Below are 12,133 nucleotides of genomic sequence, written 5' to 3'. Positions count from 1 at the left end.
AATTAGCGCATGATGATCTTCTGCTAACATTTATTATGTCAAAGGATTCCCTGCAACATACCAGTTCTCTTTAGGTATATCCTGAAAGACTATTATCACATGCTCCTTTTTGCTACCCAGAACCTTGGTTATTGCATCTGTTATAGCCTTTGCAAGCTCTTCCTTCTGCTGCTGTGTTCTTCCAGGCCATAGGGATATGGTTACTAGAGGCATGTATGCTTGAATACAAACCTTTAATAATAACCATGCTCTGCCTTCCCTCTAACCCATAATATAAATAGTGTTATGCAGCAGTTATATGGATGTTCCCACTCTATGATGAGAATCCTAGAACAACTAGACCTTACGTTAACTATGCACTGTTAGCAGTTAACTTCATCGTATTCATATGGGAGGTTATTGTAACAAGGTTCTTCATGGATCAAAGAGCAACTATAACGCTCTTCCTTAACCATGGGTTTGTACCAGCAAGGTTCCTTGATGATGTTAGCAATGCTCAGTTCATCGATGCTGGTATATCCATACTAACATCAATGTTCATGCATGGTAGCATAATGCATATACTTGGTAACATGCTCTTCCTCTGGATATTTGGGGATAACATAGAGGATAGGTTTGGTCATGCAAAGTACCTTGCATGCTACCTATTCTGGGGTTTTGCTGCTGCAATGGCACATCTAGCATGGGCAATGGGCGTTGGAGGGGAGCAGATGCTCATACCTGCTGTTGGTGCCTCTGGCGCAATATCTGGAGTGCTAGGAGCGTACATGGTGATGTTCCCTCATGCAAGGATTGTAACACTGATATTCTTCTTCTTCATAACAACAACGAGGATACCTGCATTTGCATACCTCTTCCTATGGTTCATATACCAGTTGATAGCAGCAGCGTTTGGTGCTGGTGGGGGAGTAGCATACCTAGCGCATATAGGAGGGTTCGTTGCTGGGCTTGCATTTGGTTTTGCGTACAAGTATTTGATAAGAAGGATAAGCGCAGGTATAAGGGCCAGGGTTCCAAGCATAAGCAATCAGCACTCAGAGTATGAGAGGTATCCTGCTAGGGAGCATATACTAAAGCCATTAAGGATAGAGGGGATAGTTACAAACAGGTATGTAGAGTTGCTTGCTGAGATGCCTGGAGTAGATGAGCGTACAATCTCAATAAGCGTTATGGATAACAGTATAGTAAGCATAGATGCTCTATCAGAGGATGGGTATAGGAGGTATTCAGGTAGAGCAATACTAAGGGTTGGTGTTAATGAGCAGCCAGAGTCAGTGCAGTACATTAACGGGATACTGCGTGTAAGGTTCACTAGGCTCTAAATAGATAGTAGATAGAAGAAGTGAATACCATAGAGTCTTATTATAAAATGTCTCTACCTACCCATACTTCTTCTACTCTTTGGCATCCATCTCTTCATAAGAAGTGAACTCATCGTTACAGATACTGAACTTGCAGCCATAGCAAGCCCTGCAAGTGCTGGGTAGAGCAAGCCAAGAGCAGCAACTGGTATGAGTGCTACATTGTACATGAATGCATAGACTAGGTTCTGTCTTATCTTGCTCATCACCTTCCTGCTCAACTCTACTGCTGTTGCTACTCCAATTGGATCATTCCTTACAAGTATAACATCCCCAGCCTCTATAGCAATATCTGTACCACTACCCATGGCAATGCCTACATCTGCCTGCATAAGTGCAGGGGCATCGTTTATACCATCCCCAACCATTGCTACCCTCTTCCCCTCAGCCTGTACCATCCTTATCGCATCTATCTTGCCATCTGGCATAACCTCTGCAAGTACATGCTCTATCCCTAGTACTCTTGCAACTGCATCTGCACTCCTCCTATTATCTCCAGTTAGCATAACAACATCTATACCCATGCTCTTGAGCATATTCACAGCATCAATGCTGCTCTGCTTAGGCTCATCCATAAACGCTATTATGCCAGAAGGCTTACCATCAATAGATACAAGCACTACAGTCTTCCCTTCATCCTGAAGGCTTGATATCTTCCCTTTCCAATTATCAATTGCTATACCCATGCTCTCAAGCATCCTTGGGCTCCCTACCATGATCTCTCTCCCCCTATACCTTGCCATCACACCCCTTCCAGGGATTGCCTTGAAGTCCTCAACCTCTTTGGGCATTATACCCATACTACTAGCCTTCTCAACTATTGCTTTAGCCAATGGGTGCTCTGAGTTCCTCTCTAGGGATGCAGCAGCCTCAAGCATATCCCTTAGATAAGCACCGCTACCATCATCTGCACCAGCACCATCAACCATTATTGCACTACTCAAGGGTATAATATCTGTAACCACTGGTCTTCCATGGGTTAGCGTTCCAGTCTTATCGAATACTACAACATCTACCCTGCTGAGCATCTCAAGAGCCTTGCCATTCTTGAATATTATGCCATGTTGTGCACCCTTGCCCATCCCAACCATTATTGCGGTTGGGGTTGCTAGTCCTAGGGCACATGGGCATGCAACAACAAGCACAGCAACAGTAGGTATGAGTGCTTGCTCCACAACACCAGTTAGTGCATACCATACAAGGAAGGTTGCAACTGCTATGCCCATAACTATGAATGCAAAGTAGCCAGCAACCTTATCAACAAGCATCTGTACTGGTGGCTTGCTACCCATTGCATCCTCAACAAGCCTTATAACATGTGCAAGGAATGTATCGCTCCCAACCCTTGTAGCCTTTATCAGTAGTGAACCTTCTCTGTTTATAGTTCCTCCTATAACCTCATCCCCTGGACCCTTGCTAACAGGCATTGCTTCCCCAGTTGCCATTGACTCATCAACTGCAGAGTAGCCCTTGATGATGGTACCATCAACTGGTATCTTCTCACCTGGATGGACAAGAACAACATCCCCTTCCCTTATAGACTCAACAGGCACCTCTTCCTCTACCCCTCCATCCCCATCCTTGATAACCCTTGCCTTCTTTGGTTGTAGTTCAAGCATCTTCCTTATCAAGGATGATGCCTTACTCTTACTCTTACTCTCAAGGTACTTGCCTAGAATGATGAAGGTTATTACAACAGATGATACATCGTAGTAGATTGAGTGCCATAATGGCTCTGGTACCGTGTTAATTACACTGAATATGTAGGCTGCTGTTGTGCCTACTACAACTAGAGTATCCATGTTTGCAGAGCCTATCCTTGATATCCTGTATGCTCCAACATAGAACCTCTTCCCAACTAGGAACTGCACTGTACCTGCTAGTATAAGCATGATGTACGCTGTGATGCTTGTGCCAGTAAATGGTAGGCTAATGTACTCTGGGTAACTGTAGAGCACCACTGGTACTGTCAATACCAAGCCTATTAGGAAGAGCCTTCTCAACACCTTTGCATCCTCATCCTCAGCAGAGTACACATCCTCACTTACAACCTTGTATCCATGCTCATCCAGCACTGCCTTAACCTCTGCTATGGAGATGAGTGCTGGATTGTACTCTACCGTAACCCTTGAACTGACATGGTTTACAGATGCATCCCTTATCCCTTCAATACCCTTGAGTATGCCCTCAAGCCTAACAGCATCACTAACATCTGTAAGCATGCTAACATGGAGGCTAACCTTCTCATACACAACCTTGTAACCAACCTCCTCTATTGCCTGCTCTATCCTCCTTAGGTTTATCGTTGCTGGATCATACTCTATAACAGCCTTCTCAGTTGCTAGATTGACATCACAACCCTTGATACCCTCCATATCCATTAGGTAGCCTTGTATGGCCCTTGTGCAACCTGCACAGTGCATACCCCCTATCCTTAGCACTACCCTCCTGCTTCTACCAGCTGTACTCATGCCTCTACCAGCACCATCCTTGCTCATGATATAATATTTACAGTATTTGTAATTAAATGCATCCGTTATCATGCAGCAGGTTTTATGCAAGATTGGTTGACAGTTGTAAATATAATCTAAGCATCCATCAGTTAATGGGGTGTTGCTATGCCTCTCTCTGAACTGAATAACCTAAGGCATGATGTACAGCAGAAGTAGTATATACCATCAAGCACTATTGGCTCTCCTGTAATGCTGCCCTTGCAGTAATGGCACTCCAACTTTACACTTGTTAACCTAGGGATTACTTGCTCATCCTTGATGATCTTAGTTACTATCTGGCTTGAGATTATCTGTAGTTTAGGGATACCAGATAACTTTGCCATGAGCCCTCCTAGAGATTCTACACTATCTAGCGTTGCTTTGACCACTACATTTGTATCCCCAGATGTTAGGAGTATGGAGTTTATCTCCTCCATCTCCTTCATAGTCGCTATTGCACCCTGTACATCGTTTGCCTTGATGTATAGCAGAGCACTGACATTGTTGAGCATAGAGGTATCTATGATGGCAGATACCCTCTTTATTATCCCAAGCCTTACAAGCCTATCGTACCTTGCCTTTGCTGTTGGTGTACTCACACCTAAACTCCTTGCCAACCTTCTGAAGGACTGTCTACCATCCTGCATTAGTAGGATGATCAACCTCCTATCAACATCATCCAGATTTACTGGCATGCTATCATCCTATCATGTTACCTTCATATTTATATAGGATACTATAGTAGATGGTTCTTACTTAATATGGATAATGTTAGTTAGTTGGTTGATTCTCTTCATCCCCTCTCGGGTCAGATCGCCCATCTGATACTGATATTGTATATGTTATATTCAAACCTTACTATACGTAATGTAATATCCCTCTCAATATATGTGGGATAACTGGTTATTTAAAGCCTAGCAAAAGTTTGTAGCCTACAATCTCTCCTTTTTCCCTCCTCCCTCTTCCTCCTCCTTCTTCTCTCTTCTTCCTTCTTTTCTTTCTTTCTTTTTTTATCTATCTATCTCTAACTCCATCCTTGACACTTAACGTTATCAGAGCGTTTGTAGCATCAACTGTAGCAACCACATCCCTGTTACTGCATAACTTCATAAGCATATCAAACTCATAACACTCAACCAAGGGTATGTTGGATATTGCACATGCTGATGCTGTTATTATATCTGCCTTTGAGCATACAACTGCATTTGGAGCCTTGCCGTTAACCTTTGCAGCATACAACCTGTATGCACCAACGCTGCTACCTATAGCATTTGGAAATACCAGAACCCTGTTAGCGATGCTCTTGCCATTGAGCATATGTGCTGAATCGTTAACTTTGCCATTGGCATCTATGCTTAAGAGGTTTATAGGCTGTGCACTTGCTATAGCATAACCTTCTCCATAACCCTTGACTATGCTCTTGCACCTCATACTATACATCATAACACTCATCCCCAACTATTGCCCTCATGCTCTTCAGGCATACACCAACTCTATTCCAGTTCTTAAGGTAGTATGCTGCCTTTACGCTATTTGTAATCACAGAGTCAACCTCATCCCTGCTTATCAATGGTGTTAGGCATGAGCAGCAGTCAGAGTAAACCTCTGCACCAGCACGCTCTATAGCATCCATGTAGCCTATACGCTTTGCCTCTTCATACACACATCTTGCACAGAAGAGTAGGCAACGCTTTTTGAACCTCTTACCCTTAAGCATGCTTGCAAGCATCCCAAGTTCGTTAAGCCCTAGTTGAGGGCTCCCAAAGACTATAGCATCGCCATCATCCTCATCACTTAATTCATCCTTAACCATGATAGCATCCCTAGTTGTGTATTCTATCCTATGCTTTGTACCATCATCAGTAGAATAAGCAGTAGCAGTCTCAGTTATAATGAACATGCCAGCAGAGCCAGATGTACCCAAGGCTGAGCATAATGCTTTAGCGTTGATCCTTGCTCTTCCATCCACACCAATAGAAGATGATGATCCTTTATCATGTACTGAAGAGAACCTGAACGATATGCACTGCTCATTTACCTTGCCAGCAAAGTAGCCTAGCAATGCAGCATCAACCTCATCCTTGATATCATGCTTAACATCTATCATAGTACGAGCGGTTCTAGCCTCCTCAACCCTTAGACCAGAGTAGGGTGTCTTACCTGTTAATGCACTTGCAAGTGCGCTAAGAGCACTCTCCTTGTTTGTAACAAGCCCAAGCATAGAGTTTGCATATATTGCAGCATTGCTCTCAGCAAATGATACATGCTCCCCCCTAGCAGGTATGGGGAATACTTCATATGGTATGCATGTGTATGATCCTATTATACCCATAGCCTCGTATGCCTTCCTTATCCTCTCCTGCTTCTCAACGAACCTATCATCATCATAACCTTTAACTGGGTCATAGCCCATGGGGTTAAGGGTACTCATAACCTTAGCCTTGACATTGTTTGCTAGTGCATCCTTGCTTATCCTCTCAAGGAATGCTAGCCCAGCATCCCCAATGGTGTTGTAGTTAACGCCAGAGATGTGTGCCCATCTTACAGGTACAAGTCTATCAGCATCCATAGCATTCCCTATTGCAAAGAGTATCCTGTATGCTACTGCTAAAGCATCGCCATACTTACCATCAAGTGCATCCTCCTCTTCCTTGCTTAGTTGCATATGCATCTTACCAGCATATCTATTAAAAGCCTTTATGCCTATAGGGGAGTATGGATATAGGAAGGGTACTGGAACTCATGCATGAGACGATGAAGAGGCTTGAGGCTATGGGCTCTGGAGGCTCAGCCTTAAGATCAAGGCTAACAGCATTGAGGGAGTTACAGGAGGAAGAGGGTAGGGATCCTCTTAGGATACTCATAGGAACCATACTCTCAGCAAGGACAAGGGATGAGAATACAAGGGTAGCTGTAAGGAACCTATTCTCTAGGTTCAGGGATGCTAGGGCACTTGCAGATGCAGATGCAAAGGAGATAGAGCAACTCATAAGACCAGCAGGGTTCTATAGGGTCAAGGCTAGAAGGATCAAGGAGGTTGCAAGGATAATTGCGTATGAGTACAACGGGGATGTTCCAAATACCCTTGAAGGGTTGATGAGGTTACCAGGTGTTGGCAGGAAGACTGCAAACTGTGTTCTAGTGTATGCGTTTGATAAACCTGCCATACCAGTTGATACACATGTGCATAGGATAGCCAATAGATTAGGCTTAGTATCTAGTAGGAGTGTGGAGGAGACTGAGCATATGCTTATGGAGAAGGTTGATATCTTGTACTGGAAGAGGATAAACGATACATTCGTTATGTTTGGACAGAATGTATGTAGGCCAGTAGCACCTCTATGCAACTTATGCTTGCTTAAAGATATGTGCAAGTATTATATGGGGAAGAGCAGTAGCAACAGCAGCAGTAGTAGTAGCAGTAAGCATGGATCTAATCAACAAGCAACATCATCATCCTAATAATAATACGATCTTCTTACTACTCTGTATGCTTATCAGGCATCCTTCTCCCTCCTCTTGAACCTTAGAAGGATTAGCACTATACCAGCAACAGCCCCAGTTATTATGAATGGTATACTCATTATTGGATTATCCAATGGGTTGCCAGATACAATCTCTATGGTTATAACCCCTGCAAGAGCACTGTATGGAGCATCTATACCATCTCTTCCATAAACCTCTACACCATCTATTGCGAACTGCTCTATGTTGAGCCTATCAACCACTATCCTCTGCCCATTATTAACACTAAGCCTCTCACCTTGAGCATAGGTCATCATTATTGCTCGCTCAGGGAACCATGCATTGCTGTTCCTGTACATGGTCATGTATCCAATGCTCTCCTTTTTCACAGCAAACCATAGCACTCTATCAACTCCTGTCATACCTACCTCAAGGAACTCGTTGGTGTTGAATGTGTTCCTGAACCTTAGGATCACCTTGGCATCATCATTCTCTGGGTTGTAGATGAGGTTATTACTTATAGTGAGTATCCAGTTTGCTATATGCTTATCCTTGAACCTGTATAGGGAAGGAGCATCTATTGTGCTGTTTGCTGCATCGAATGGTATAACAATCTTATCAACCTTCCTTCCTCCATCTTGAGCATGGATTGTATGTATAGGGACAAGTAAGAGTATAACCAAGGTTAGAGTCAGAGCAATAGACTGAATCCTAGATCCATTCACATACATGCATAAGAGGATGAGTAATTAAAGTGCTATGCTATGGCACGAACGGATCCTTATGCTGCATTATAACATCAACAACCTCTGGCCTCATCAAGAGTTCTGAGGGTCTCTCACCCTCATTTATCATCTTTCTAAGCCTTGTACCACTCAACTCAAGCCTGTAGTCAAGAGGATGGGGGCACATCCTCTCACTAACTATTCCCATGCACCTCTTGCAGTAGAAGAATGCAGGGAAGAAGACAGGCTCTATGCCTAGATCTGGATACTCCTTGAATATCTCTTGCGCAGCAAATGGATGGTAGAATGAGCCAACACCAGCATGGTCTCTACCAACTATGAAGTGTGTGCATCCAAGGTTCTTACGCATTATAGCATGGTGTATAGCCTCCTTGGGCCCAGCATACCTCATCTCAGTATGTAGTGTAGCAAAGAGCACCCTCTCCTTTGGATAGTAGTTCTCTATCAGCACCTCATATGCTCTTAGTATTACCTCATCCTTAAAGTCACCTGACTTCTTCCTGCCTATAAGCGGGTTTACAAAGAGTGCATCGAAGAAGTTGAGTACAGACTTTTGGAGCATCTCATGTGCTAGATGTGGTATATTCCTTGTCTGGAAGCCTACAACGCTCCTCCAACCCTTCTCTGCAATTATTGCTCTAGACTCCTCTGGGGTGAGCCTATACCTCCTAAGCCCATACTTATCCTCATCATTATTAGTATTGTTGTTGTTAGTGTTGTTTGCCCTGCTTACGAGGGTTATCTTACCATGTACAAAGTAATCATTCATGGCCAATGTCTTTGCTACTCCAGGATGTGATCTATCATCAGTCTGGTATACTCTCCTTGCTATCTCCATCTTATCGTATCTGTAGTGATCCTCAACATGCATCAACGCCATAGCACTACTCTTCTTTCCTACAAGCAAGACATCCTTTGCATCCTTCATCCTTGCTGCTGTATCATGATCAACATCAAGCAGGATAGGTATGGTCCACGGGAGTCCATCTGCAAGCCTCCCTTCCCTCAGCACATGTATGAGATCATCGTAACCCATGAAACCCTCAAGTGGGCTAAATATACCATCTGCTATATTCTCAACATCACTTGCTAGATCATCATCGATATAAACCCTTAGCATATCATCATCGTTCAGTACCTTCTCCCTAGAACTCTTATCAAGGATCCTTTTGATCAGCCTACCTCCATGTGGTTCAATAATACCTTTCATAGAGATCTTATACTATACCCTTCTTGTCATCCCTTGCTCTTGAGAGGGTTCAAGTGTAGTCCACACTCCTTGTATGAATCCTGCTCCCACCACCATCTACCTGCCCTGAAGGGCTCTCCAGGCTGTACTGCTCTAGTGCATGGCTCGCATCCTATGCTTGGATAACCTTTGTCATGCAGTTTGTTGTATGGCACCTTATTCCTCCTTATATACTCCCATACCATACTCCATGTCCAGTCTGCTAGAGGGTTTATCTTCAATATCCCGTTATGCTGCGCATCAACCTCAACCTTTGCTATATTTGCTCTAGTATCTGCCTGCTCCCTTCTAAGTCCAGTTATCCATGCATCCAACCCATTCAAGGCTCTATTCAATGGCTTAACCTTCCTAACCTCACAGCATAGCTTCCTCAACTCAACGCTATGGTAGAATAGGTTGAGCCCATACTTCCTTACCATCTCCTCAACCTCCTTTGCATCTGGGAAGTAGACCTCTATGCTTACACCATACCTATCCCTTATAGCATCCATAACATCATAAGTCTCCTGGTTGAGCCTTCCAGTGTCTAGGGTGAATATCCTAACATCCTTCCTTATCCTTGCCAGCATATCTATGAGCACAACATCCTCTGCCCCAAAACTTGATGCCAACGCTATCCTTGGATGAAACTTATCTATTGCCCATCTGAGCAGTTCCTCAGCACTCTTGCTCTCAAACTCCTTGGCTATAGCCTCAACACTTTGCATGCAGGAGGTTTGGAACCAATTATTTATAAACCTAAGCCTTGATTCATAAATGTTAGAGAGTAGCATATGAAAGAGATATGGTATAGGATATTATGAGATAATAACTGTAAGCAATGGTATAATTCAAGCAAGTAGACAAGATAATACAATACTTGTACATACAGTACGAGTATCAGTAGTTAACATCCAGCAGAATGATGGATTTAATCTATAGCGTAGATCTAAACCTTGAGTCTAACCCACCATAATCCATGTAGGAATAACAGTATAGTGCTCACTGGCACTATTGCAAGATAGTATATATCGAGAAGGTAGTTTAGGTCTATGATCACAAGGATATTTGAGATAACTGCAAACCATGATACAGATGCAAATGCTAGTAGGATCATGCTGTAAACCTTCCTACCCTTAGCCATCTTCATCATAAGGTTCCTATAGAAGATGTATACCACTAGAGCACCAATTACAATCTTGCCCAGCAGGAAGGCATCAAGCCCATAGAGGTTGTAGATTATGCTGGTCTCAAGGTATGCAGGTACCCATTCAAGCGAGATACCATAGTATGTTATCATCGTATCTATTATAACGAATGCTAGAGTAAATGATAGCAGTTTGAGTATTATATCACGCTTCGATACCTCTACATGCTTATCCTTAAACATTGATTAGTTAATCTCATCCCCTTTATATAAATAAGTTTATTTCATACTTCATACTATATTATATTATTAGGGATATACCCTAGTTATGGTTCTGGGGAAGAGTGATGTAGCCCTTATATGCTTGAGGTTGCATAACCATCTAATCACTCTCTCAACTCCTATCCCAAAGCCAGCATGTGGTGGCATACCATACCTCCTCAGATCCAGATACCACCTGAACGACTCTAGAGGAAGGTTGTTGCTCTTTATCCTCTCAAGGAGTGTGTTGTAATCATGTATCCTTTGCCCTCCAGTTGCTATCTCACCAAAGCCCTCTGGAGCTATTAGATCAGAGGATAGTGTTATCCTTGGATCATCATCTCTACACATATGGTAGAAGCTTCTAGCACTCAATGGATAATCTGTTATGAAGAATGGTTGCTCAAACATCCTTGAGATGAGCCTCTCAGCCTCGGTTGGTATATCCTCACCCCACTCAAAGTTTATTCCATGCTTCATTGCAGTATCCCTAACCTCATCATACTTTATCCTCTGGAATGGTTTCTCTACTGGCTTCAACCTTCTCCCTAGGATATCAAACTCCCTCTTCCTCCTCTCTGCAACCCTATTGTATATGTATGTGAGGAGTTCCTCTTGAAGCCTCATGTTATCTTCCTGTGTGTTGAATGCAACCTCAGCCTCTATCATTATGAACTCTGTAAGATGTTTAGGTGTCTTGCTCTTCTCAGCCCTGAATGCTGGCTGCATGGTGAATACCTTGCCGAATGAGCATATCGCTGCCTCTTCATAGAACTGTGCACTCTGCGTCAAGTATACCTTCTTTCCAAAGTACTCCAACTCAAAGAGTGTTGCACCCCCTTCCACTGCGGTACCTACTATGGATGGTGCAGTTATGAAAGTGAACCCATGGTCGTAGAAGAAGTCGAATGCTGCTTTGATAAGTTCGCTCCTTATCTTCATTATAGAACTACTCTTCATACCCCTTATTGAGAGATGCCTGTTATCATACAGAAAGGATGCAGATCTTACAGTACTCTTGTTTATTGGCCATGGTTCCTCTGCCCTTGCTATAACCTCTATATCCTTGACTAGCACCTCCTTACCATTCAATGCTCTAGCATCTGAGCGTAGAGTACCTCTAGCTAGTACAGCAGACTCTATGCTAACCTCCTTCATTATGCTGATTACATCATCACTACTTACTCCCTTCTTTCCTACTAACTGTATATAGTTTGAGCCATCCCTCAAGAGTATGAATGTTAGGGAGCCTATATCGCTCTTGTTAGCAACCCATCCCCTCAACTCAACCATGCTACCATCCTGCATGGATAGGCACTCATCCACAGTGGTCCTTACAGCAGCACCACTCTGCACATGCATACTTCTACTGAACTTAGTTTTAAATCTATAGAGTAAGGAGGAGGAGGGATGAATGCTTATTATTACCTTTG

General features: G+C 43.2%; 12 protein-coding genes. 2 read left to right on the top strand and 10 right to left on the bottom strand.

Annotation, left to right across the window (positions count from 1 at the left end; all coding sequences use genetic code 11):
- Positions 1 to 33 precede the first annotated feature (33 nt).
- Positions 34 to 213, bottom strand: coding sequence for a 2-hydroxymuconate tautomerase (locus CRG89_RS00295; RefSeq protein ID WP_103286411.1), 180 nt, complete (start codon positions 211 to 213; stop codon positions 34 to 36).
- 89 nt (positions 214 to 302) lie between these two features.
- Here CRG89_RS00295 and CRG89_RS00290 point away from each other — a divergent pair, with 89 nt between their 5' ends.
- A complete protein-coding gene (locus CRG89_RS00290) occupies positions 303 to 1,322 on the top strand; it encodes a rhomboid family intramembrane serine protease (RefSeq protein WP_103286410.1) in 1,020 nt (339 codons plus the stop codon).
- A 53-nt stretch (positions 1,323 to 1,375) separates the two neighbouring features.
- Here the strand turns inward: CRG89_RS00290 and CRG89_RS00285 are convergent, their stop codons facing one another.
- From CRG89_RS00285 to CRG89_RS00270, 4 genes are all read right to left on the bottom strand, one after another.
- Positions 1,376 to 3,859: a heavy metal translocating P-type ATPase gene (locus tag CRG89_RS00285; RefSeq protein ID WP_158648633.1), complete on the bottom strand. Its 2,484-nt coding sequence runs from the start codon at positions 3,857 to 3,859 to the stop codon at positions 1,376 to 1,378.
- Positions 3,860 to 3,963: 104 nt separating this feature from the next.
- Positions 3,964 to 4,548 carry an AsnC family transcriptional regulator gene (locus CRG89_RS00280; protein WP_103286408.1) on the bottom strand — a complete coding sequence of 195 codons (585 nt, stop codon included), beginning with the start codon at positions 4,546 to 4,548 and terminating at the stop codon, positions 3,964 to 3,966.
- A gap of 319 nt (positions 4,549 to 4,867) precedes the next feature.
- Positions 4,868 to 5,296, bottom strand: coding sequence for an aconitase X swivel domain-containing protein (locus CRG89_RS00275; RefSeq protein ID WP_197706640.1), 429 nt, complete (start codon positions 5,294 to 5,296; stop codon positions 4,868 to 4,870).
- Positions 5,286 to 6,524: an aconitase X catalytic domain-containing protein gene (locus CRG89_RS00270; RefSeq protein WP_197706641.1), complete on the bottom strand. Its 1,239-nt coding sequence runs from the start codon at positions 6,522 to 6,524 to the stop codon at positions 5,286 to 5,288. Before CRG89_RS00270 ends, CRG89_RS00275 begins: the two co-directional genes overlap by 11 nt.
- A gap of 44 nt (positions 6,525 to 6,568) precedes the next feature.
- On the opposite strand from CRG89_RS00270, the gene CRG89_RS00265 reads away from it, so the two are divergent.
- Complete coding sequence (locus tag CRG89_RS00265; RefSeq protein WP_174672470.1) at positions 6,569 to 7,315, top strand: endonuclease III domain-containing protein; 747 nt, start codon at positions 6,569 to 6,571, stop codon at positions 7,313 to 7,315.
- 35 nt (positions 7,316 to 7,350) lie between these two features.
- Here CRG89_RS00265 and CRG89_RS00260 read toward each other — a convergent pair whose 3' ends face one another.
- From CRG89_RS00260 to asnS, 5 genes are all read right to left on the bottom strand, one after another.
- Entirely contained in the window at positions 7,351 to 8,001 is a 651-nt protein-coding gene (locus tag CRG89_RS00260) for a hypothetical protein (protein WP_103286407.1), read from the bottom strand.
- Positions 8,002 to 8,080: 79 nt separating this feature from the next.
- Complete coding sequence (gene sat / locus CRG89_RS00255) at positions 8,081 to 9,274, bottom strand: sulfate adenylyltransferase (protein WP_103286406.1); 1,194 nt, start codon at positions 9,272 to 9,274, stop codon at positions 8,081 to 8,083.
- Positions 9,275 to 9,300: 26 nt separating this feature from the next.
- Positions 9,301 to 10,020, bottom strand: a complete 720-nt coding sequence (locus CRG89_RS00250) for a phosphoadenylyl-sulfate reductase (RefSeq protein ID WP_103287829.1) — start codon at positions 10,018 to 10,020, stop codon at positions 9,301 to 9,303.
- 221 nt (positions 10,021 to 10,241) lie between these two features.
- Positions 10,242 to 10,682: a hypothetical protein gene (locus CRG89_RS00245; protein ID WP_103286405.1), complete on the bottom strand. Its 441-nt coding sequence runs from the start codon at positions 10,680 to 10,682 to the stop codon at positions 10,242 to 10,244.
- A 66-nt stretch (positions 10,683 to 10,748) separates the two neighbouring features.
- Positions 10,749 to 12,056, bottom strand: a complete 1,308-nt coding sequence (gene asnS / locus CRG89_RS00240) for an asparagine--tRNA ligase (protein ID WP_197706642.1) — start codon at positions 12,054 to 12,056, stop codon at positions 10,749 to 10,751.
- Positions 12,057 to 12,133 lie beyond the last annotated feature (77 nt).

The sequence above is a fragment of the Candidatus Nitrosocaldus islandicus genome, from assembly GCF_002906215.1.
GTDB classification, from domain to species: domain Archaea; phylum Thermoproteota; class Nitrososphaeria; order Nitrososphaerales; family Nitrosocaldaceae; genus Nitrosocaldus; species Nitrosocaldus cavascurensis.
The sequence above is the reverse complement of the archived record's forward strand: the minus strand, read 5'-3'. Positions and strand labels throughout refer to the sequence as shown.

Bases quoted from the DNA above. Each gene is read 5' to 3' on its own strand.
- CRG89_RS00295 (WP_103286411.1), bottom strand. From the start codon at position 213: ATGCCTCTAGTAACCATATCCCTATGGCCTGGAAGAACACAGCAGCAG.
- CRG89_RS00290 (WP_103286410.1), top strand. From the start codon at position 303: ATGTTCCCACTCTATGATGAGAATCCTAGAACAACTAGACCTTACGTT.
- CRG89_RS00285 (WP_158648633.1), bottom strand. From the start codon at position 3,859: ATGAGCAAGGATGGTGCTGGTAGAGGCATGAGTACAGCTGGTAGAAGC.
- CRG89_RS00280 (WP_103286408.1), bottom strand. From the start codon at position 4,548: ATGCCAGTAAATCTGGATGATGTTGATAGGAGGTTGATCATCCTACTA.
- CRG89_RS00275 (WP_197706640.1), bottom strand. From the start codon at position 5,296: ATGATGTATAGTATGAGGTGCAAGAGCATAGTCAAGGGTTATGGAGAA.
- CRG89_RS00270 (WP_197706641.1), bottom strand. From the start codon at position 6,524: ATGCATATGCAACTAAGCAAGGAAGAGGAGGATGCACTTGATGGTAAG.
- CRG89_RS00265 (WP_174672470.1), top strand. From the start codon at position 6,569: ATGGATATAGGAAGGGTACTGGAACTCATGCATGAGACGATGAAGAGG.
- sat (WP_103286406.1), bottom strand. From the start codon at position 9,274: ATGAAAGGTATTATTGAACCACATGGAGGTAGGCTGATCAAAAGGATC.
- CRG89_RS00250 (WP_103287829.1), bottom strand. From the start codon at position 10,020: ATGCAAAGTGTTGAGGCTATAGCCAAGGAGTTTGAGAGCAAGAGTGCT.
- CRG89_RS00245 (WP_103286405.1), bottom strand. From the start codon at position 10,682: ATGTTTAAGGATAAGCATGTAGAGGTATCGAAGCGTGATATAATACTC.